Source organism: Bradyrhizobium sp. AS23.2 (assembly GCF_001908185.1).
Classification (GTDB): domain Bacteria; phylum Pseudomonadota; class Alphaproteobacteria; order Rhizobiales; family Xanthobacteraceae; genus Bradyrhizobium.
The window spans coordinates 33,214-52,785 of the sequence record NZ_LGHM01000173.1 but is presented as its reverse complement, the minus strand read 5'-3'; the positions used below and the strand labels follow the sequence as shown (position 1 = coordinate 52,785).

Sequence of the window (19,572 nt, the reverse complement as noted above, 5' to 3'; positions counted from 1 at the left end):
GCCGCCACCGCCGCCACCACAGGCGCCCGGCGTGCGCGGCTTCCGCGACATCACGGCCGATGCGAACGATCTCGGCGGCGCGGCCGCGCAGGCCAACCGCGCCGCGCGCCGAACCTATGCCAACGTGCCCTCGCCCTCGCCGGAATTCGACCGGCTGGAGCCGAGCCTGGAAAACCGCGCCGGCGAGCAGGACGCGCCCTATTCCTACGACGAGTCGATCGAGGAGGCCGAGCGCTACACGCCGCAGCCGCCATCGTCGCGTCCACGTATCGCGCCCGAGCGTGAGGCCAAGAAGCGCCGCCGCACCGGCTCGGCCTTCCCGTTCAAGAGCGCGATCGCCGTCGGCATCGTGCTGATCCTGGTCGGCGCCGGCATCCTCTGGGGCAAGTCGCTGGTCCAGACCGTGAGCGGCCTGCTCAAGTCCTCGCCCACCCAGGTGGTGGAGGCGCCGAAGGATACGGCCCAGCCGCAGAGCAAGCCCAAGATTCCGGATCGCGTCGGCCAGCCCTCGGCGAGCGACCAGCCGGTCGCGCCGGTGGCGCAGAAGGTCGTGCTCTATGACGAGGATCCGTCCGATCCGAAGGGCAGGCAATACGTCGGCTCGGTGGTGTGGCGGCTCGAGCCGATCAAGGCGTCGGGCAACCAGAAGGCCGACGTCGCCGTGCGCGCCGACATCGAGATCCCCGACCGCAAGTTCAAGATGACGATGTCGTTCCGCCGCAATACCGACTCGTCGCTGCCGGCGAGCCACACCGCGGAATTGACCTTCATCCTGCCGCCGGATTTTCCGGGCGGCAGCGTCTCCAACGTGCCGGGCATCCTGATGAAGTCGAACGAGCAGGCGCGCGGCACGCCGCTCGCAGGCCTCGCGGTCAAGGTCACCGACGGCTTCTTCCTGGTCGGCCTCTCCAATGTCGACGCCGACCGCGCCCGCAACGTCCAGCTCCTGAAGGAGCGTTCGTGGTTCGACGTGCCGCTGGTCTACGCCAACCAGCGCCGCGCCATCATCGCCATCGAGAAGGGCGCCCCCGGCGAGCGCGCCTTCAACGACGCCTTCGCGCAGTGGGGCGACTGAGCTAAGCGAGCACCATCTTCGTCATTCCGGGGCGCGCGAAGCGCGAACCCGGAATCCATTGTGCTGTACGTGACGTAGAAGAATGGATTCCGGGCTCGACGCTACGCGTCGCCCCGGTATGACATCCAGATGCGCCTTACTGCGCGGCGGCTTCCCGCTTGCGCGCTGCCGCAGCGGCGGCCGCCTCGCGGTCCATCACGGCGCGGCAGCCGGGGCTGACCTGCGCCTTGTTCCGCACCATGCAGGCCCTGATCCTGGGGATGTCGGGGATCTCACTGGAGCACAGCCGCATCGCATCGCCCGTGCACATCTGCTGCGCTTCGGACGAGAAGGCGAGGCCGGGTGATGTCTGGAGAGCGAAGGCGGTGGTGGCGAAGGCGAAGAGCGAAGCGAACGTCTGGTAGCGTGTCATGATGAATGCGTCCCCGAGTTCCGTAGGCTTGAGCCACTTGGTTTTGGGGCGCCGCACGCGGCTTGATCTGCCGCATGTCACAGCCTTCACGCCGGGAACTCAATCCCGCATGTGGTCGCTCGATTTCCTGATGTTCGAATCGAAAAGTGCTGCGCCGCCCGAACGAAGTATGCGCCATTGCCACGCGGCTGCAATGGTCAGCTCAAAGGAATTCGCAATTGTTGCGCGTACGTCACGTCGAAGCGGCGCGTTGCATCAGACGAGGCGATAGGATGGCGTGCTTGTGGCGTCGCTCTCGCCAGGGGTCTCGCTAAGTGCGGCGGCGTGCTCCTCGACGGCGCTGACGCCCTTCGCGGTAAGCTCGAACAGATCGCCGTCCTTCATCACGTAGCCGTCCGTGATCAGTTGTTCCATCTTGCCTTGCCGGTCGTCGGCGAAGGCAACGGATTGGCTGATGTCCCGCAGGATCGAGAGCTGTTCGTCGCGCAGCATGGCTTTACCCTCCGTTCGCCGGGGATGGTCCCGATCCTCACATGCCGTGGCTCTCGAACACCTTGCGGCAAGATCTCGACAGTCTGGTGCGGTTGGCTTGCAGGCATGCCTGCACTGCATTGTCGTTGCCGAGGTCCTTGCGGCAGAAGCGGGATGCATCCCGCGAGCAGGCGTTCTGCTCCTGCGGGGTGCCCATGTGGCCTTGCGCGAGAACCGGCGCGGTCGACACGCCGTTCAGGGCTGCCAAGACGAGCGTCGCGGCGAGAACGGATTTGCGGCACATCGAAACCACTCCAATCTGACCTGCGGTATGAATTTCGGTCCTGTCAGAACTCGTCGCCTTGCCACTTGTTCCCCGTCCGGGGCCGGGCGGTGGCCTGAACCCCGCTATCCAAGCTTCCCGCCACGCTGCTATAAATGTGGCGTAGTGTGAGGGTGTTTGATGAAACGCTATTTGGTGTTTGCGCTTGTCGGCCCGTTCGTCGGCGGGTTCCTGCTGCTGCTAACGACGACCTATCAGTCCGGCTATTGGGCCCACACCAACCTCGGCGAGGTCCGCAAGCTATTCGTGGTGTTCTTCAAGTCCCTGCAATACAGCTATTTGTTCGGCTTCCTGCCCTCGCTGATGATCGGCGCCGTCGACGACATCCTGCTCCACATCAGGCGGATCGGCCCGGTGTTGCGGATGCTCCTGGTCGGCCTGTTTGCCTTCGTGCTGGCCTCGCTGACCTACAGCTCGCGCGGGCAGGATTCGGGCGCGGTGCAGTTCATCCTGTACGGTCTGGTCGGGTTCGTGCCAGCGGTGCTTTCATCGTGGCTCGTGCATCGATATGTCGAGGAGCCGCAGCCCGCGGCGGCGCCAACCTGAGCGCGCGACCTTCGACCGCAGCGCAGCAACTCCGGCCGCGTTCGCGCGTTTCCTCTGGGCGATGACCATGTCCGACGATGACATTGTGACGAGACGCAGGCCCCGTTCCGGGCGAACCTCGCACGCGGCCTTTTCAGGCGCTGAAGCGCGCGGGCCGATCATCGACCAGGAAGGTCACGAGATCCGCCCCGAAACGCTGGAGCAGGGATTTCGCGAATTTCGCTTCGAGTTTGGTAAGGACAATCCGTTCGCCGGCAGTCCCTTCGGCAATCTGACGCGCGAGCAGCGGATCGCGCGGCTCGAGGCGATCGCAAAGCTGCTCGACGTCGCCTTCATCCTGCCCGGCACCAACATCCGCTACGGCATCGACGGGTTGATCGGCCTGATTCCGATCATCGGCGACATCATCACCACGGCGATCTCGCTGTGGCTGGTCCGCGAGGCGCGGGCGCTGGGCGCGCCCTGGTACATCACCGCGCGCATGCTCGGCAATGTCGCGATCGACGGCGTGGTCGGCATCGTCCCGTTCGCGGGCGACGCCTTCGACGTCATGTTCCGAGCCAACATGCGCAACGTGCGCCTCCTGCGCCGCTGGCTCGACAAGCAGCCGCGCCTGTAATGCACGGAGGCTTCTTTCTTCGCCTCTCCCCGCAAGCGGGGCGAGGGAGAAGAAAGTGCGGCCCAGAAACGCAAAAAGCGCGACAGCCTTTCGGCCATCGCGCTTTCAGCGCACATCGGAGGCTTGCGAAAACTTACGCCGCGTCGGCGTCGGTGTTGGTCTCCGCCGGCTTGGGGCGGCGGGGCAGCGGGAAGGCTTCGCTCTCATAGAGCGAGCGGATGCCATTCTGGTCGAAGCGCGCTTCCTCGACCTGGAGATAGGCGCCGTTCAGCGAATCCGTCGGCAACTGCTCCATCGCGAACTGCACGGCTTCGGCCGCGGTGCCGAACCGGCGATAGGTGAAGCCCGCACGCTTCTTCTTGCGGATCGCGGCGGGGAAGAGTTCGGCGGAAGTGTTGAAGTTGAACGGACGCAGTGGACGCATGGTCAAAGACCTCGTGATCTTCTCTGGGGCTTTAAGCGCGTTGGGGTTTGGGAGGGCAGGGGCCGCAATCGAGCGGGCCCGCCGCACATGTCATTTTCGTCCTCTAATATAGGCCGATTTGACAAAATTGCGACCCCTGCGAACGCAGATGATGAATCCGCGCATGGCAGCTCCGCAACTAGGGTTAACCTAGCGATTTCAATGGCTTGAATGGTTTACAACTTGCCAAGAAGCAGCAGGACGATCAGCACCACGAGCACGACGCCGCCGATCCCCATGCCGGAATGGCCCATGCCGTAGCCATAGCCGCCGATCCGGCCGGACATGCCGCCGAGCAGATAGATGATCACCAGGATGATCAGGATGGTCCCAAGCGACATGGCATCCTCCCTGACGGCCGCCGGACTGCGATCATCGGCCGCACCGCCAGAGAGAAAAGCACAACGCGCCGCCGGGTTCCATGACGGAACCGGCAGCGCGCAACTTTATTTCGGCTCGAGTTTCAGCGCCGCAGAGTTGATGCAGTAGCGCAGGCCGGTCGGTCCGGGGCCGTCGGGGAAGACGTGGCCGAGATGGCCGCTGCACTTGGAGCACAGCACCTCGGTGCGGATCATGCCGTGGCTCGCATCGTGCTCCTCGTCGATATGGCTCTCGACGGCCGGCTGGGTGAAGCTCGGCCAGCCGCAGCCGGAATCGAACTTGGCGTCGGACTCGAACAGCACGTTGCCGCAGCCGGCGCAGACATAGGTGCCGGCGCGGTGATCGTGCTCATACTCGCCGGAGAAGGGACGCTCGGTCGCCTTCTCGCGCAGCACGGCGTACTGCATCGGCGTCAATTCACGACGCCACTGCTCTTCGCTCTTGATGACCTTGTCGTCTGTGGTCTTCGCCTTGGTGTCGGGCATAGGTCTCCCGTTGTTTCCGTGAATCTCGCGATCAGTTGGTGGCCTTGCTGGCACTGACCAGCGTCGGCTTTTCAATGTAGTTATCCGCGAACAGCTTTTTCAGGTTCTCGACCTTCGGGATGTCGTTGTAGGCGATGTAAGGCTGGGTCGGGTGCAGCGTCAGATAGTCCTGGTGATAGGCTTCTGCCGGGTAGAACGCCTCGAGCGCGCCGACCTTGGTCACGATCGGCTTGCTGAACACCTTCGCGCCGTTGAGCTGGGCGATATAGGCCTCCGCCACCTTCTTCTGCTCGTCCGAGGTGGTGAAGATTGCCGAGCGATATTGCGTGCCGACGTCCGGGCCCTGGCGGTTGAGCTGGGTCGGGTCGTGCACCACCGAGAAGTAGATCTGGAGGATCTTGCCGTAGGAGATCTTCCTGGGGTCGTACTTGATCTCGACCGACTCGGCGTGGCCCGTCCGGCCGCTCGAGACGGTCTCGTAGTCCGCGGTCGCCTTGGTGCCGCCGGCATAGCCGGAGACCGCATTGACGACGCCCGCGGTGTGCTGGAATACGCCCTGGACGCCCCAGAAGCAGCCGCCGGCGACCACGGCGGTCTGGATCCCGCCTGCGGGCGCGGCATCCGTGGCGGGCGCGGGGATCACGACCGCATCCTCCGCGGCCCGGGTCGGCGCGGTAAGGGCCAGCGTCACGGCGGTGGTTGCGGCGAGCAGGGACAGCAGGACAGGTCGGCGCATGGCGGATCCTTTTTCGGAAGGCTGACAGTCTAGGGCGGCAGGGTCCGGGCGAACAGCCTGCCCGGCCGCGTTTCGCATCGTTTGAGATACGGGCGCGGGCGGCGATTGTTACGCCGGGGCGGACACGAGTCTGTGAAAAAAGCCGCCCACGATAGCTCGGCAGCAGCCCGTTGGCGCGGCCGCGAACTCCGCGCTAGATGAACCCGCGCGATCGATGATCGACTTAGAAATGTGGAGCTGATCTGACACATGCTGCGCGTCGTTCCCCTGACCCTCGTCGTCCTCCTCGCAGTCCTGGCCGCCTGCACCTCGATCGCCGCGGCCGATCCGCAAGCCGCCGACGACCTCGCGACCTGCCGCGACCGCCAGGCCGACGCGCAGGCTCGTGCGACGGCCTGCGACAACCTGCTCAGTGCCGACCGGCTCGCCGGCAAGGACAAGTCGGTCGCGCTCGGCGTACGCGGCAACACGCTGGTCAACAAGCGCGACTACGATCGCGCGATCGAGGTGCTGACATCCGCCATCGCCGCCGATCCGGACAATGTCGGGGTCCTCAACCTGCGCGGCGTCGCCTATGAGCGCAAGGGCCAGGACGATCTTGCGATGGCCGACTACAACCTCGCCATCCAGAAGCGGACCAATTACGGCGTCCCCTACAGCAATCGCGGCACCATTCAGCTGCGCCGGGGGGGCGCTGCAAAGCGCGCTCGACGATCTCAATCTGGCGGTCAAATACGCGCCGAAATTCCTGCTCGGCTGGACCAACCGCGCCCGAGTGCGCACGCTGATGAAGGATTTCAACGGCGCGATTGCCGACTTTGCGGAGGCCGAGAAGATCGACCCGGCCGCGCCGCAGATCGCCGGCAACCGCTGCATCACCTACGGCATGATGGGCAATTACGACCGGGCTTTCGCCGATTGCGACGGCCTGATCCAGAAGCAGCCGAAGAACACGTTCGCGATCAATAATCGCGGCGACGTCAACATGATGAAGGGCGATCTCGACGCCGCGCTGAAGGACTACAACACGGTCATCCAGATCAACCCGAACAACGTGCGCGCCCATTCCGGCCGCGGCCAGATCTACGAGCGCAGGCACGATCTCGCACAGGCGCGCGCCGATTACCGCTCGGCGGCCTATTCGTTGACGAGGTTCGACGAGCTCGACGTCGCGCGCGCCCGTGCCAAGGCGCAGGAGCGGCTCGCCGCGCTCACGCCGCAGATGCCGGCCGGGTCGAACGCGCGCCGCGTCGCGCTGGTGATCGGCAACGGCGCCTACAAGAACGTCCACGCATTGCCCAATCCTCCGCGCGATTCGAAGCTGATCGCGGGCGTGCTGCGGGATCTCGGATTCCAGACGGTGATGTCAGTCAGCGACCTCACCCGCGACAAGTTCTTCCAGACGCTGCAAGCCTTCGCCGATGAAGCGGAAAAGGCCGATTGGGCCGTGGTCTATTATGCCGGGCATGGTTTCGAGATCGGCGGCGTGAACTATCTCGTGCCGGTCGACGCAAAACTCACCGCCGACAAGGACGCCGAGACCGAGGCCGTCGCGCTGGAGCAGGTGATTGCCGCCGTCGGTGCCGCGCACAAGGTGCGTCTGGTGATGCTGGATGCGTGCCGCGACAATCCGTTCGCGCCGACCATGCAGCGCACGCTGTCGCTCAAGCTGGTCGACAAGGGCTTTTCCAACATCGAGCCCGGCGCCGGCTTCATGGTGGTCTACGCCGCCAAGCACGGCGAGACCGCAATGGACGGTGATGGCGGCGCCGACAGCCCCTTCGCCACCGCGCTCGCCCGCGAAATCAAGGTGCCGCGCGTCGAGATCCGAAAGCTTTTCGATATCGTCCGCGACGACGTCTGGTCCGCGACCAGGCACGAGCAGCAGCCGTTCACCTACGGCTCGCCGCCGGGACGCGAGGACTTTTATTTTGTCGCGGGGAAGTGACGGCTGCGCGCCGGCCGACCGGTGAGGTCAGATTCCGCACGGACGTGAACATTCACCGACCCAGAGAGCCACGATGTGCTATTTAAGGCTCAACAAAGGAGCTTGTCAGAACCCGCAGCGCACACTGAGATGGGTGTTCAGATGATCACAATTCCAGAACTGGTAGCGCAGACTTTAGCATCGTTTTTGACCTCGGATACACGAGATCGGTTTGGCTATTCGCATGCCCGCCTGGCTGAAATTCTTCCCTTTGCGGCCAGACTCACATTGGAATGCATTGGCAACAGCGACGCCCTATATCACAACATAGAGCACTCAATGCTCGTTACTCTCGCCGGGCACGATATCCTGATGGGGCGGATGCTGTTGCGGCCAACGACAGTCGCCGACTATGCGAATTTTACCCTGGCGTGCCTCACCCATGACATCGGGTACGTGCGCGGAGTCATTCAAGGGGATGGCGACGACTCCTATGTCGCAGATTTAACTGGTCGCATGGTTAGTCTCCCGCGGGGGGCCTCTGACGCCGCGCTCGCACCCTATCATGTGGACCGCTCAAAATTGTTCGTCCTGGAACGTCTCGACGACGTTGAAGAGATCGACGCAAGCCGCATTGCCCGAGCCATAGAATTTACGCGCTTTCCCTATTCGGAATCCTCAATCGACAATTTGATGGAAGAGGAGGGCATGTTGCTGCGCGCTGCCGACCTTATCGGTCAGCTTGGCGATCCCAACTACCTGAGAAAATCAAATGCTCTGTTTCACGAGTTCGAGGAAATCGGTTTGAACAAAAAGCTCGGCTATGAGACGCCTGCCGACGTCGTCTACAAGTACCCGCAGTTTTACTGGAACAACGTTGCTCCACAAATTCAGACCGCGATACGCTATCTCAATATCACCTCGAGCGGTCGGCAATGGATCGCAAATCTTTATAGTAATGTTTTCCGGGCCGAGCGCGAGCCGGGTCTATCGGGTCCGCAACCTTGAGGCGGCTGGAAGCTAGTCGATGTGGACGCATGCAAAAAATATCAAGGTGATTGACCGAGCCGACGGAAAGGCGAAGGTCTACATCTTTGCACGTCATGATGGGTTTTACGAATACAGAGGCGAGGCTGAGATTCAGGGGGACGAATACGAAGGCGTCCACTGGTCGCCAACCGAAAGGTCCGGCCTTTTCGCGTCCGCACATGAGGCCGAGCGGGCCGCGTTCGATGACGTGCCGTGGCTTCGTCAACAGATCAGGCCATTCCCGGCGCCGTAGGGTGGGCAAAGCGACTTGTCCGCCGTAGCTCGAAGAGCGAAGGCGGAAGCGTGCCCACCATCTTTAACTGCGTGTTTGGATAATGGTGGGCACGGCGCTTCGCACCTTTGCCCACCCTACGGCAGCCTCACACCACGATGCTCAGCCGCTTCGCCGCGCGCGTGATGCCCGTGTACAGCCACCGCGCCCTGGAGTCCTGGAACGCAAAGCTCTCGTCGAACAGCACGACGTCGTCCCATTGCGAACCCTGCGACTTGTGCACGGTCAGCACGTAGCCGTAATCGAACTCGTCATAGGGCTTGCGCTGCTCCCAGGCGATCTGCTCGATGCCGCCCTCGAAGCAATCGGCGCGCACCGAGACCTTCGTCACCTTGTGCCCAAAATCCTCGTCCGGCGACAGCCGCATGCTGAGGATGCGCGACTTCGAGCGCGAGGTGTTGCGCGACTTCACGCGCCAGAGGCCGCCGTTGAACAGGCCCTTCTTGCGGTTGTTGCGCAGGCACACCAGCTTGTCGCCGGCGACCGGAAACTGGTCCTCGATGTTCTGGCGCTGGCGCACGCGCATGTTGTAGGCGCGGCGGGTGTTGTTGCGGCCGACCAGGACCTGGTCGGCGCCCATGACGCGATCGGGGTCGAGCTCCCGACGGGAGACCACCTCGCTATCGCCGTAGCGGCCGATGTCGAGCTCGCGGCCCTCGCGGACGTCCATCGACATCCGCACGATGGGGTCGTCCTGCGCCTGGCGGTGCACCTCGGTCAGCATCGCGTCGGGCTCGGTATTGGTGAAGAAGCCGCCGCCCTGGATCGGCGGCAGCTGCGCGGGGTCGCCGAGCACGAGCAGGGGACAGTCGAACGACATCAGGTCGCGGCCCAATTCGGCGTCGACCATCGAGCATTCGTCGATCACGATCAGCTTGGCTTTCGAGGCTGGCGCGTCGTCCCACAGTTCGAAGCTCGGCTGCTCCTCGCCGGATTCGCGGGCGCGGTAGATCAGGGAGTGGATGGTGGAGGCGTCGTCGCAACCCTTGTTGCGCATGACCAGCGCCGCCTTGCCGGTAAAGGCGGCGAACTTCACCTCGCCGTCGACGCCGTCGGCGATATGCCGCGCCAGCGTGGTCTTGCCGGTGCCGGCAAAGCCGAACAGGCGGAAGATCGGCGGCGTTCCGTTACGGCCGGGTTTTGCCTTGAGCCAGTCGCCAACGGCCTTGAGCGCGGCGTCCTGATGCGGGGTGAATGTCGCCATGTCTGTCTTGAGGAAGGGCGAAATCGACCGATTCGCCATCCCCCAAAACTAACCATTCGCACCGCCGGTTCAAGCCGGGCCGACTACCCTATTGCCAGCCGGGAACGCCGCGCATGTCGGGCAGATGGTGGGCGATGCCCTTGTGGCAGTCGATACAGGTCTTTTCGCCCGTGAACAGGAAGCGCTGATGCGCCACCGAGGCCCGCGGCGACTGCTTGGTGATGTCCATGGAATCGGCGCTGTGGCAGTTGCGGCACTCCAGGGAGTCGTTGGCCTTGAAGCGCGCCCATTCATGCGCGGCGAGCTCGAGCCGGTGATCCTGGAACTTCTCGCGGGTGTCGATCGTGCCGAAGATCTTGCCCCAGACCTCCTTCGAGGCCTGCATCTTGCGCGCGATCTTGTCGGTCCAGTTGTGCGGCACGTGGCAGTCCGGGCAGGTGGCGCGCACGCCGGAGCGGTTGGTGAAGTGAATGGTCGACTTCAGCTCGGCGAAGACGTTGTCCTTCATCTCGTGGCAGCCGGTGCAGAACTTTTCGGTGTTGGTCAGTTCCAGCGCGGTGTTGAAACCGCCCCAGAAGATGACGCCTGCCGCAAAGCCCGCGAGCACGAGTGTGCCGAGCGCGAACACCGAGCTCGGACGACGCAGCACGCCCCAGAGCTCGAGCAAAAAAGTCCCAGCTTCGCGCGATGAAGCCGCGCTTGGCTTTTGGCTCGTCAGCATCCGTCGTCATCGGCGGCCACCGGGGCTTGCGCGCGAGAGCAGCGTGTCGATGTCGGTGAAGTCGTTGCTGACGGGCGGAGTGGCGGTGTTCTGCGGCACGTGGCACTCCGTGCAGAAGAAGCGGCGCGGCGAAATCGAGGCCAGGAACTGGCCGTCACGGTCCATGAAATGCGTGATGGAGACCATCGGCGCCTGCGATTCCGACGTGCGCGAGCGCGCATGGCAGGACAGGCATTTGTTGCTGTTGAGGTCGATCTGGTAGCCGTCGATCGAATGCGGGATCACCGGCGGCTGCTCCGGATAGTTCCGCGACTCCTTCTCGGAGGTGTTGCGATTCGGCAGCATCGGCGGCGCCGGGCCTTCGTCATTGAGCGGCGTCGGGCCGCGCAGGCCGGAGGTCACGGTCTGTGCGGTCAGCGAGCCTGTGCCCGCAGCAATCGCGAGCGCCAGCAGGACAATTCCACTTCGCTTCAGCATGGTCACACCCGCTCGATGCGCACGGCGCATTTCTTGTAGTCGGTTTGCAGCGAGATCGGATCGGTGGCGTCCAGCGTCACCTTGTTGATCAGCTTGGATTCGTCGAACCACGGCACGAACACCAGACCGCGCGGCGGCCGGTCGCGGCCACGCGTCTCGACGCGGGCGCGGATGAAGCCGCGGCGGGACACCACCTTCACCTCGTCGCCGCGCCGGATCTTCGCTTCCTGTGCGTCGTCGGGATGCATGAAGCAGACTGCCTCGGGGAACGCCTTGTAGAGCTCGGGCACGCGGCGCGTCATGGTGCCGGAATGCCAATGCTCCAGCACGCGGCCGGTCGAGAGCCAGTACGGATATTCGTTGTCAGGTGATTCCGCCGCCGGCTCGTAAGGCAGGGCGAAAATGCGCGCCTTGCCGTCGGGATAGCCGTAGAACTGCACGTCAGTGCCCTGCTTGACGTAGGGATCGCTGCCCTCGCGGAAACGCCATTTTGTTTCCTGGCCGTTGACCACCGGCCAGCGCAGGCCGCGCTCGCGGTGATAGGTGTCGAACGGTGCGAGGTCGTGGCCGTGGCCGCGGCCGAACGAGGCATATTCCTCGAACAATCCCTTCTGCACGTAGAAGCCGAACGCCTTGGATTCCTCGTTGGCGTAGCCTTCCTCGATCTCCGAGGTCGGGAACTTGTCGACCTGGCCATTCTTGAAGAGCACGTCGAACAGCGTCTTGCCGCGAACTTCCGGTTTCTTGGCGATCAGCTCCTCGGGCCAGACCTCCTCGATCTTGAAGCGCTTGGAGAATTCCATGAGCTGCCACAGATCGGACTTGGCCTCGCCCGGCGCGTTGACGAGCTGGTGCCAGAACTGCGTGCGCCGCTCGGCATTGCCATAGGCGCCTTCCTTCTCCACCCACATCGCGGTCGGCAGGATTAGGTCGGCGGCCAGTGCCGTCACCGACGGATAGGCGTCCGAGACCACGATGAAATTGTCGGGATTGCGGAAGCCCGGATAGGTCTCCTCGTTGGCGTTGGGACCGGCCTGCAGGTTGTTGTTGACCTGCACCCAATAGGCGTTGATCAGGCCGTCCTTCAGCATCCGGCTTTGCAGCACGGCGTGTGCGCCGTTCTTGTCGGGAATGGTGCCCTCGGGCAGCTGCCAGATATGCTCCGCCTTGTCGCGATGCTCCTTGTTGGTCACGACCATGTCGGCGGGCAGGCGGTGCGAGAATGTGCCGACCTCGCGCGCGGTGCCGCAGGCCGAGGGCTGGCCGGTGAGCGAGAACGGACTGTTGCCGGGCGAGGAGATTTTTCCGGTGAGCAGATGGATGTTGTAGACGAGGTTGTTGCACCAGACGCCGCGGGTGTGCTGGTTGAAGCCCATGGTCCAGAACGAGACCACCTTGGTCTTCGGATCGGCATAGAGCTCGGCGAGCGCCTCGAGGCGGTTGAGCGGCACGCCCGACATTTTCGCCGCCTTCTCCAGCGTGTAGTCCGAGACGAACTTGACGTATTCGTCGTAGCTCATGTCGGTGGAGTCATTGGCCTTCGCCGCGCCCGTCGCCTTCTTCTGGAGTGGATGCTCGGGCCGGAGGCCGTAGCCGATGTCGGTCTGTCCGCGCCTGAAGATGGTATGGGCGTTGACGAAGTCCTTGTTGACGCGGCCGGTCTTGATGATGTGGTTGGCGATGGCGTTGAGGATGTAGAGATCGGTCTGCGGCACAAACACCATGCCGATGTCGGCGAGATCGAACGAGCGGTGCTCGAAGGTCGAGAGCACGGCGACGCGGACATGGGGCGCGGACAGCCGGCGGTCGGCCACGCGCGTCCACAGAATGGGATGCATCTCCGCCATATTGGAGCCCCACAGCACGAAGGCATCGGTGGCTTCGATGTCGTCATAGCAGCCGGCCGGCTCGTCGATGCCGAAGGTGCGCATCATGCCGGCAACCGCGGACGCCATGCAGTGGCGCGCATTGGGGTCGATGTTGTTGGTGCGGAAGCCGGCCTTGAACAGCTTCGAGGCGGCGTAGCCTTCCCAGATCGTCCACTGGCCGGAGCCGAACATGGCGACGCCGTTCGGCCCGCGCTTCTTCATCGCCTCCTTCCACTTCGCCTCCATGATGTCGAAGGCCTCGGTCCAGGACACCGGCGTGAAGTCGCCGTTCTTGTCGTACTTGCCGTTCGTCTTGCGCAGCATCGGCTGCGTCAGGCGGTCATGGCCGTACATGATCTTGGAGAGGAAGTAGCCCTTGACGCAGTTGAGGCCGCGATTGACCTCGGCCTTGATGTCGCCGTGGGTGGCGACGACGCGGTTGTCCTTGGTCGCGACCATCACTGAGCAGCCGGTGCCGCAGAAGCGGCAGGCGGCCTTGTCCCATTTCAGTTCGCTGTTGTCGCGCTCGGAGACGAGATTGGCGGCGAGCGCCGGTGCCGGCATGCCCGCGGCAGCGGCCGCAATCGCGGCCGCTTCGAGCTTCAGCATCTGGCGGCGGTCGAGCTTTGGCGATGTCATAATGGCTCTTCCTGACTCAGGCGGTTTCGATGGCGTGGAAGACGAGCGCTGCGGAATAGACGTTCGGCAGCGACTGGATGGTGTTGAGAATGGTGCCGAGGCTGCCGGCGTCCGGCGCTTCGGTCACGACGATGAGCTTTCCGCGCGCGTCGCGGCCGTGAATTTCGCAGCCGGGAATCGCAATGATCTCGGCCTCCAGCTCGGCCAGGCGCTCGGGCCGCGCCTGCACGACGATGCTGGCGATCTCGCAGCCCGGAGGCGGCACGATACGGTCGGCGCTGAGCACCTGGCCGGTGATCAATGCGCGGCGGTTGAGTGTGGCTTGGGCCATGATGCCTGCCTTTCGCTTGTCGGGGATCAATGCGGGGAGGGTGGCGGGCCGGGAGGGCCCGCAAACATCTGATAGATCCAGACGCCGAGGCCGTAAGAGCCGACCGTTCCAACCGCGAGGACGGGCATCACGACCGCGGTCAGGAACAGGAAAGCGAAAATCTCCATGCGCTTACGGCGCACGCGCGTCGTCGTGTCGTCAGGGGCCGACATATTCGGTCTCTCTGAAATGGTACTGGAATCGGGACGGCATCCGGGCCGTTACCTTGCTGCAACTCTAGATGCAGACGAGTTACGAAGACCTTGATTTGGATCAACCGTTTAGGTCGTCGGAATGTCGCAGCACGGTTCCTGGACAGGGCCGCGTTGCCACGTATGCGCGAGAAATCGATCTCCCACGCGGCGGAATTGCGATTCCGTAGACAGCGCGGCCTCACGCATTAAGATGAGTCCAACAACAATAATGCGGGAGAGGCGTCATGAAGTTCGGCATCTTCTACGAGCTGCAGCTGCCACGGCCCTGGGTGGCCGGCGATGAGCTCAGGCTCTACCAGAATGCCCTCTCGCAGATGGAACTCGCCGACAAGCTCGGCTACGACCACGCCTGGGTCGTCGAGCATCACTTCCTTGAGGAATACTCGCACTCGCCCTCGCCGGAATCGTTCCTCGCGGCCGCGAGCCAGCGCACGAAGAACATCAGGCTCGGCCACGGCATCCTCCAGCTCACCACCAACCATCCGGCCCGCGTCGCCGAGCGCGTCGCGGTGCTGGACCTGCTCTCGAACGGCCGCTGCGAATTCGGCATGGGAGAGAGTGCCTCTATCACCGAGCTCACGCCGTTCGGCCGCGACATGGAGACCAAGAAGGAAGTGTTCGAGGAAGCCGTGCAGGCGATCTTCCCGATGTTCAGGGATGCCGGCAGTGAGCATCACGGCAAGTATTTCGACATTCCGTTGCGCAATGTCGTGCCGAAGCCGGTGCAGAAGCCGCATCCGCCGTTGTGGATGGCGTGCTCGCAGCTGCCGACCATCGAGCGCGCCGGGCGCCACGGCTTTGGCGCGCTCGGCTTCCAGTTCGTCAGCGCCGACGCTGCGCACGCCTGGGTGCACGCCTATTACAATGCTATGACCAAGCGGCTGCACAAGCTCGCCGACTACGAGATCAATCCGAACATGGCGCTGGTGTCGTTCTTCATGTGCGCCAGGACCGACGAGGAAGCGCGTGCGCGCGCCGACGGCGCCACCTTCTTCCAGTTCGCGCTGCGCTTCTACGGCGCTTCGCAGAACCGCCAGCGGCCCGCGCCCTACACCGTCAACATGTGGGACGAGTACAACAAGTGGAAGCGCGACAATCCGGAAGCGCAGGAGGCGGCGCTGCGCGGCGGCCTGATCGGCTCGCCCGAAACGATCCGCAAAAAGCTGAAGCGCTTCCAGAGCTCCCACATCGACCAGGTCATCCTGCTCAACCAGGCCGGCAAGAACAGCCACGAGCACATCTGCGAATCGCTCGAGCTATTCGGCCGCGAGGTGATGCCGGAGTTCCAGAACGACCCGGCGCAGGCGGCCTGGAAGCAGGGCGTGATGAGCGGCGAGATCGAGCTGGAAGAGATCGACACCGAGGCCTTCACCGACCGCTACGGCAAGCTCGCCATCAACGTCGCGCCGGCGAAGGCCGCTGCGGGGTAGGGGGGGGCGCAGCGCTCGTCATCCGGTGTGGGCCCCGGCTCAGCAGCGCACCGTTTCACGCTGCGCTGCGTCCGGGGCACGAGACTGCCTAACAACGCGCTAACTCTCGTGTCCCGGACGCGCTGCAGCGTGCAACGCTGCTGCGCAGAGCCGGGACCCAGAAGCGGCTTGGCTGCCTTCCGCCGCACTGCCCTTGCTGCTATCCTCGCGCAAAAGAACGTCTTGCGGAGGAAAACCATGCGGCCCCACGGGATGGCCTTTGATCCGGCGGCTGGCGATGTCACGCCCGCGGTGCTCGCCATCGGCCGGCCTGACTTCCCGAATGTCCTGATCGACACGTTGCGCCGGCAGGCCGGGGTCGGTCATTGCATGGTGTTTGCGCTGACGCGCGCGGGCACGGCGAGTTGCCTGCTGGATGCCGGCAATATCCCGACCGGCGGCGATCTCGGCGCCGCCTACGCCGAGCAATTCCACGAATCCGATCCAAACCGTGATGCGCTGTTCGAAGGCAAGATCAGCGCGCCGATCGTGCTGCCCTCGTTCGCGCCGCGGATGTACGGCGCGCGCTATCGCAAGATCTTCTTCAAGGACTCAAACATCGTCGACAATGCGCCACCGCGATCTGGGTCGACGATACCTGCTTCTATGTCAACTTCTACCGCATCACGTCTCAGGGCCGCTTCGGCGATGCCGAGCGTGCGCGGCTCCAGGCTGTTGCGCCCGCGATCGGCGCCAGCGTCGCACGTCATTTCCAGCAGGCCGCGACCGGAGCGCCCGACCAGAACCTCGCCGCGTTGTTTGCGACGCACGCGCCGCTCGCTGCGCTGACGCCGCGCGAGCAGGCGGTCTGCCGCCGTATCCTGCTTGGCTTCAGCTCCGAGGCGATCTCGCAGGCGCTGGGCATCAGCCTGCATTCGACCCTGACCTACCGCAAGCGCGCCTATGAGCGGCTCGGCATCTCCTCGCAGAACGAATTGTTCGGAATTGTGCTGCGGCTGCTCGCCGGCCCGCGCAGCCTGAATTGAAGGACTCAAAATCCGTGATTTCTGCTTCCGGGAGCAAAGCAGACGCGCGGCCGGTGCGGAGCCCAAGCTAACCCGACGAACGCCTCTCCAAAGCCGCCGCGATCTTCTCCAGCGCAGCGTTCCTATGCTGCATTCCGACGACCTCTTGCTCGCAAATCTCGATCAATGTCCGCCCGGCCCATCGTCCGCGCGCATGCATGCCTGTTCGGCAACAAAGCCAGACCCCCGCCGCCAGAAAGACAATGATGGCGAGCCATGATAGCGCCTGCCGCTGAGCGAGGTCTGCGATGAAGCGGCGGAAATCGCCCTTGGCCAGGTACGCAGTGGCGCGATTGCTGTAGGCGTCCCAATCTTTCGGATCGAGCGCGACCATCCGATCGTAGTCGGCTATAGCGCGGTCGAAGTCGCCCTTGGCTTGATAGGCGTAGCCTCGGTTGAAGTAGGCGTCCCTGTAGTTCGGATGCAGCGCGATCGCTCGACCACAGTCGGCGATGGCACCATCAAGATCGCCTTTGGCAAAGTAGGCGTTGCATCGGGCGGTGAGGGCGACATAGTTGTTCGCATTCAGCCGGATGCTGGCGGTATAGTCCGCGATGGCGCGGTCGTTGTCACCTTTCGCTTGATAGGCGTAGCCGCGCTCGCCAAATCCGACCTGCTTTCCATAGTCCGATAGATCGCCTTCGAACGCCCGGTTAACGTCCGCTATCGCCCGGTCGTAGTCGTGCCGTTGGTTGTAGATGTGCGACCGGTTAAGCAGTGAGCCGCCAGCTTTCGGGTTAGCTCGGATCGCCTCGGCAAAGTCTTTCAAGGCGCGGTCGTCGCGATCAGCGAAGCTTGTCCACGACCAGGAATAGCCGCGCGCATGATACAAGGCGGACAGGTCTTGATCTCCGTAGTCTCCGCTCTGGATCGCGCGCGTACAGGCGTCAATGGTCGCGGCAGCGGTGTCCTTCGATCCATTCAAACATGCCCGTCGATCGTCGGCTGCCGCCGGCTGGCTGACAGCCGTGGCTGTTGCGAATGCCAGGGCAACCAGCCAGACACGCGCGAAAATCCCTGAGCGCATACCGTCTCCTCGCGATGCGCTAGCCCGGAGACGGCTTTTCCAGAGTCGCAGCGATCCTCTCCAGCAATGCATTGGTGCGCCTGTTTTCGGCGACCTGCTGCTCGTAGAGGTCGACCCAACTCGTCCCGGACGATGAGCGTCGACTCGCGCGCGAGTACCAGATCCAGACGCCCACCAGCACCAGGAACGGCAACCAGGACACAATCACGCTAACCAGCCAGGGCAGCGAACCACCGCTTGGCGCGTTGATGAATGTAAACCAAACGAAGAGAGCACCGACGAGAGCGATCCATACAAGTATCGGAAGCCAAAAGCGAGGCTTGGTCATTCCAGTCACAGAAGTTCCCTTTGGTTGGTCTAGGGAAGCTCATGCTATCATTGGTTGATCTATCTTCCATGCCCGCGCGCATGTGGTCGTTGTAACGTGGTTAGCCCTTCCTTTGCGGCGAGCGTCCTACTTGTGATGACACGCCCTGATGCCGCTCGTCCCTATCGCTAGGGACAGACGCCGGCACCCGAATTCGCTAGCCTGGCCCCGAGGAAGCGTGACATCCCCGGGAGACCGCCTTGAGCACCGCGCCGCGCATCGACATCGACCCGGCCTCATTCTGGGCCGACCCCTATCCGATGCTAGCGAAGATGCGGAAGGAGGCACCGATCGCCTTCGTGCCGCAGCTCGGCTCGACGCTGCTGGTGAGCCGCGACGACATCTCGATCTCCGAGAAGCAGATCGACGTGTTCTCCTCGCACCAGCCCGCGGGCCTGATGAACAGGCTGATGGGCCACAACATGATGCGCAAGGACGGCGAGGCGCATCAGGTCGAGCGCCGCGCGATGTTTCCCACGGTGTCGCCGAAGACGGTGAAGGCGCACTGGACCGCGCGGTTCCAGGCCCATGCCGACCGCATCATCGACGCCATCACGCCGGGGGCGCGGATCGATTTCATGCGCGACTTCGCGCTGCCGTTTTCAGGGGAATGCCTGAAGTCGATCACCGGTCTCACCAATATCGGCTTTGCCGAGATGGACTCCTGGTCGCAAGGCATGATCGAGGGCATCGCCAACTACGCCGGCGATCCCGCGGTCGAGGCGCGCTGCCATGCCGCGACATCAGGCATCGACGCAGCGATCGACGACATGCTGCCGGTGATGCGCAAGCATCCCGACCAGAGCATCCTCGGCGTTCTCCTCGCCTCTGATATGCCGATGGAGAGCGTGCGCGCCAACGTCAAGCTCGCGATCTCCGGCGGCCAGAACGAGCCGCGCAAGGCCATCGCCGGCACGGTATGGGCGCTGCTCACCCATCCCGACCAGCTCGACCTCGTGCGCAAGGGCGAGGTGACCTGGCTGCAGGCCTTCGAGGAATACGCCCGCTGGATCTCGCCGATCGGCATGTCGCCGCGGCGCATCGCAAAGCCGTGGTCGATCCGCGACGTCGCCTTCGAAACCGACGAGCGCGTGTTCCTGATGTTCGGCTCGGCCAATCGCGACGAGAAGCATTTTGAGCGCGCCGACGAATTCGACGTGCGGCGTGACACGGCCAAGAGCGTCGCGTTCGGCGCCGGTCCGCATTTCTGCGCCGGCGCCTGGGCCTCGCGCGCCATGATCGCCGATGTCGCGCTGCCGACCGTGTTCGCGCGCGCGGCGCGAATCGAGATCGCCGATGACGAGCCGGTGCGGATCGGCGGCTGGGCGTTCCGCGGGCTGCAGAACTTGCCCGTGAGATGGCAGAGCTAGCTCGGCGGAGCGCTCTGCCCACCTGCGGCCATGATGAGATT

Annotated in this window: 21 protein-coding genes and 3 pseudogenes; 9 read left to right on the top strand and 15 right to left on the bottom strand. The window is 63.8% G+C overall.

The genetic code is table 11. The features are described from left to right. A partial coding sequence (locus AC630_RS33230; RefSeq protein WP_074122660.1) for a hypothetical protein occupies positions 1–1,075 on the top strand: 1,075 nt, incomplete at its 5' end. A gap of 136 nt (positions 1,076–1,211) precedes the next feature. Here AC630_RS33230 and AC630_RS33225 read toward each other — a convergent pair. From AC630_RS33225 to AC630_RS33215, 3 genes are all read right to left on the bottom strand, one after another. Continuing rightward, complete coding sequence (locus AC630_RS33225) at positions 1,212–1,487, bottom strand: hypothetical protein (RefSeq protein WP_502691560.1); 276 nt, start codon at positions 1,485–1,487, stop codon at positions 1,212–1,214. Positions 1,488–1,742: 255 nt separating this feature from the next. Beyond that, positions 1,743–1,979 (bottom strand): hypothetical protein, encoded by a 237-nt coding sequence (locus AC630_RS33220; RefSeq protein ID WP_074122652.1) that lies wholly within the window; start codon positions 1,977–1,979, stop codon positions 1,743–1,745. 37 nt (positions 1,980–2,016) lie between these two features. Next, positions 2,017–2,262 (bottom strand): hypothetical protein, encoded by a 246-nt coding sequence (locus AC630_RS33215; protein ID WP_074122651.1) that lies wholly within the window; start codon positions 2,260–2,262, stop codon positions 2,017–2,019. A 159-nt stretch (positions 2,263–2,421) separates the two neighbouring features. Here AC630_RS33215 and AC630_RS33210 point away from each other — a divergent pair, with 159 nt between their 5' ends. Next, entirely contained in the window at positions 2,422–2,847 is a 426-nt protein-coding gene (locus AC630_RS33210) for a DUF5413 family protein (RefSeq protein WP_074122650.1), read from the top strand. 61 nt (positions 2,848–2,908) lie between these two features. Continuing rightward, a complete protein-coding gene (locus AC630_RS33205; protein WP_074122659.1) occupies positions 2,909–3,466 on the top strand; it encodes a DUF4112 domain-containing protein in 558 nt (185 codons plus the stop codon). Between the two features lie 133 nt (positions 3,467–3,599). On the opposite strand, the gene AC630_RS33200 is transcribed toward AC630_RS33205, so the two are convergent. From AC630_RS33200 to msrA, 4 genes are all read right to left on the bottom strand, one after another. Continuing rightward, on the bottom strand, positions 3,600–3,890 hold the full coding sequence (locus AC630_RS33200) for a hypothetical protein (protein WP_074122649.1): 291 nt from the start codon (positions 3,888–3,890) through the stop codon (positions 3,600–3,602). Positions 3,891–4,105: 215 nt separating this feature from the next. After that, the gene (locus AC630_RS45830) at positions 4,106–4,270 is read right to left on the bottom strand and encodes a DUF3309 family protein (protein WP_074122648.1); all 165 of its coding nucleotides are present in this window, start codon (positions 4,268–4,270) and stop codon (positions 4,106–4,108) included. A gap of 105 nt (positions 4,271–4,375) precedes the next feature. Next, a complete protein-coding gene (msrB, locus tag AC630_RS33190) occupies positions 4,376–4,795 on the bottom strand; it encodes a peptide-methionine (R)-S-oxide reductase MsrB (protein ID WP_074122647.1) in 420 nt (139 codons plus the stop codon). A 31-nt stretch (positions 4,796–4,826) separates the two neighbouring features. Then, positions 4,827–5,531 (bottom strand): peptide-methionine (S)-S-oxide reductase MsrA, encoded by a 705-nt coding sequence (msrA, locus tag AC630_RS33185; RefSeq protein WP_074122646.1) that lies wholly within the window; start codon positions 5,529–5,531, stop codon positions 4,827–4,829. Positions 5,532–5,780: 249 nt separating this feature from the next. On the opposite strand from msrA, the pseudogene AC630_RS33180 reads away from it, so the two are divergent. The 3 genes and pseudogenes from AC630_RS33180 to AC630_RS33170 all read left to right on the top strand — a co-directional run bounded on the left by AC630_RS33180 (position 5,781) and on the right by AC630_RS33170 (position 8,740). Beyond that, positions 5,781–7,479 (top strand): annotated as a pseudogene (locus AC630_RS33180) (caspase family protein). Between the two features lie 141 nt (positions 7,480–7,620). Continuing rightward, complete coding sequence (locus AC630_RS33175; protein ID WP_074122658.1) at positions 7,621–8,466, top strand: metal-dependent phosphohydrolase; 846 nt, start codon at positions 7,621–7,623, stop codon at positions 8,464–8,466. A 19-nt stretch (positions 8,467–8,485) separates the two neighbouring features. Beyond that, positions 8,486–8,740 carry a hypothetical protein gene (locus tag AC630_RS33170; RefSeq protein WP_074122645.1) on the top strand — a complete coding sequence of 85 codons (255 nt, stop codon included), beginning with the start codon at positions 8,486–8,488 and terminating at the stop codon, positions 8,738–8,740. 127 nt (positions 8,741–8,867) lie between these two features. Here the strand turns inward: AC630_RS33170 and AC630_RS33165 are convergent, their stop codons facing one another. The 6 genes and pseudogenes from AC630_RS33165 to napE form a co-directional block, all read right to left on the bottom strand. After that, the gene (locus AC630_RS33165) at positions 8,868–9,983 is read right to left on the bottom strand and encodes an ATP-dependent DNA helicase (RefSeq protein ID WP_074122657.1); all 1,116 of its coding nucleotides are present in this window, start codon (positions 9,981–9,983) and stop codon (positions 8,868–8,870) included. Between the two features lie 88 nt (positions 9,984–10,071). Further along, positions 10,072–10,714, bottom strand: a pseudogene (locus AC630_RS33160) (NapC/NirT family cytochrome c). Then, complete coding sequence (locus AC630_RS33155) at positions 10,711–11,181, bottom strand: nitrate reductase cytochrome c-type subunit (RefSeq protein ID WP_074122643.1); 471 nt, start codon at positions 11,179–11,181, stop codon at positions 10,711–10,713. Before AC630_RS33155 ends, AC630_RS33160 begins: the two are co-directional and overlap by 4 nt. 2 nt (positions 11,182–11,183) lie before the next feature. After that, a complete protein-coding gene (gene napA, locus AC630_RS33150; protein ID WP_074122642.1) occupies positions 11,184–13,688 on the bottom strand; it encodes a nitrate reductase catalytic subunit NapA in 2,505 nt (834 codons plus the stop codon). 16 nt (positions 13,689–13,704) lie between these two features. Then, a complete protein-coding gene (locus AC630_RS33145; protein ID WP_074122656.1) occupies positions 13,705–14,019 on the bottom strand; it encodes a chaperone NapD in 315 nt (104 codons plus the stop codon). Between the two features lie 26 nt (positions 14,020–14,045). Beyond that, a complete protein-coding gene (gene napE / locus AC630_RS33140) occupies positions 14,046–14,231 on the bottom strand; it encodes a periplasmic nitrate reductase, NapE protein (RefSeq protein ID WP_074122641.1) in 186 nt (61 codons plus the stop codon). A gap of 266 nt (positions 14,232–14,497) precedes the next feature. On the opposite strand from napE, the gene AC630_RS33135 reads away from it, so the two are divergent. Together AC630_RS33135 and AC630_RS33130 are read left to right on the top strand one after the other, a co-directional pair. Then, entirely contained in the window at positions 14,498–15,703 is a 1,206-nt protein-coding gene (locus AC630_RS33135) for an LLM class flavin-dependent oxidoreductase (protein ID WP_074122640.1), read from the top strand. Positions 15,704–15,940: 237 nt separating this feature from the next. Next, positions 15,941–16,728: pseudogene (locus tag AC630_RS33130) on the top strand (helix-turn-helix transcriptional regulator). A gap of 67 nt (positions 16,729–16,795) precedes the next feature. On the opposite strand, the gene AC630_RS33125 reads toward AC630_RS33130, so the two are convergent. After that, on the bottom strand, positions 16,796–17,692 hold the full coding sequence (locus tag AC630_RS33125) for a tetratricopeptide repeat protein (protein ID WP_167561327.1): 897 nt from the start codon (positions 17,690–17,692) through the stop codon (positions 16,796–16,798). 121 nt (positions 17,693–17,813) lie between these two features. Then, positions 17,814–18,122: a hypothetical protein gene (locus tag AC630_RS33120; protein WP_245330591.1), complete on the bottom strand. Its 309-nt coding sequence runs from the start codon at positions 18,120–18,122 to the stop codon at positions 17,814–17,816. 239 nt (positions 18,123–18,361) lie between these two features. Between AC630_RS33120 and AC630_RS33115 the strand changes: the two genes are divergently transcribed. Further along, positions 18,362–19,531: a cytochrome P450 gene (locus AC630_RS33115; protein WP_074122638.1), complete on the top strand. Its 1,170-nt coding sequence runs from the start codon at positions 18,362–18,364 to the stop codon at positions 19,529–19,531. Positions 19,532–19,572: the final 41 nt, after the last annotated feature.

Excerpts from the sequence above, each read along its gene's own strand:
- AC630_RS33155 (WP_074122643.1), bottom strand. The coding sequence starts at position 11,181 with ATGCTGAAGCGAAGTGGAATTGTCCTGCTGGCGCTCGCGATTGCTGCG.
- AC630_RS33145 (WP_074122656.1), bottom strand. The coding sequence starts at position 14,019 with ATGGCCCAAGCCACACTCAACCGCCGCGCATTGATCACCGGCCAGGTG.
- AC630_RS33120 (WP_245330591.1), bottom strand. The coding sequence starts at position 18,122 with ATGACCAAGCCTCGCTTTTGGCTTCCGATACTTGTATGGATCGCTCTC.
- AC630_RS45830 (WP_074122648.1), bottom strand. The coding sequence starts at position 4,270 with ATGTCGCTTGGGACCATCCTGATCATCCTGGTGATCATCTATCTGCTC.
- AC630_RS33135 (WP_074122640.1), top strand. The coding sequence starts at position 14,498 with ATGAAGTTCGGCATCTTCTACGAGCTGCAGCTGCCACGGCCCTGGGTG.
- msrA (WP_074122646.1), bottom strand. The coding sequence starts at position 5,531 with ATGCGCCGACCTGTCCTGCTGTCCCTGCTCGCCGCAACCACCGCCGTG.
- AC630_RS33210 (WP_074122650.1), top strand. The coding sequence starts at position 2,422 with ATGAAACGCTATTTGGTGTTTGCGCTTGTCGGCCCGTTCGTCGGCGGG.
- AC630_RS33205 (WP_074122659.1), top strand. The coding sequence starts at position 2,909 with ATGACCATGTCCGACGATGACATTGTGACGAGACGCAGGCCCCGTTCC.
- AC630_RS33175 (WP_074122658.1), top strand. The coding sequence starts at position 7,621 with ATGATCACAATTCCAGAACTGGTAGCGCAGACTTTAGCATCGTTTTTG.
- napE (WP_074122641.1), bottom strand. The coding sequence starts at position 14,231 with ATGTCGGCCCCTGACGACACGACGACGCGCGTGCGCCGTAAGCGCATG.
- msrB (WP_074122647.1), bottom strand. The coding sequence starts at position 4,795 with ATGCCCGACACCAAGGCGAAGACCACAGACGACAAGGTCATCAAGAGC.
- AC630_RS33165 (WP_074122657.1), bottom strand. The coding sequence starts at position 9,983 with ATGGCGACATTCACCCCGCATCAGGACGCCGCGCTCAAGGCCGTTGGC.
- AC630_RS33220 (WP_074122652.1), bottom strand. The coding sequence starts at position 1,979 with ATGCTGCGCGACGAACAGCTCTCGATCCTGCGGGACATCAGCCAATCC.
- AC630_RS33200 (WP_074122649.1), bottom strand. The coding sequence starts at position 3,890 with ATGCGTCCACTGCGTCCGTTCAACTTCAACACTTCCGCCGAACTCTTC.
- AC630_RS33215 (WP_074122651.1), bottom strand. The coding sequence starts at position 2,262 with ATGTGCCGCAAATCCGTTCTCGCCGCGACGCTCGTCTTGGCAGCCCTG.
- AC630_RS33170 (WP_074122645.1), top strand. The coding sequence starts at position 8,486 with ATGTGGACGCATGCAAAAAATATCAAGGTGATTGACCGAGCCGACGGA.
- AC630_RS33225 (WP_502691560.1), bottom strand. The coding sequence starts at position 1,487 with ATGACACGCTACCAGACGTTCGCTTCGCTCTTCGCCTTCGCCACCACC.
- napA (WP_074122642.1), bottom strand. The coding sequence starts at position 13,688 with ATGACATCGCCAAAGCTCGACCGCCGCCAGATGCTGAAGCTCGAAGCG.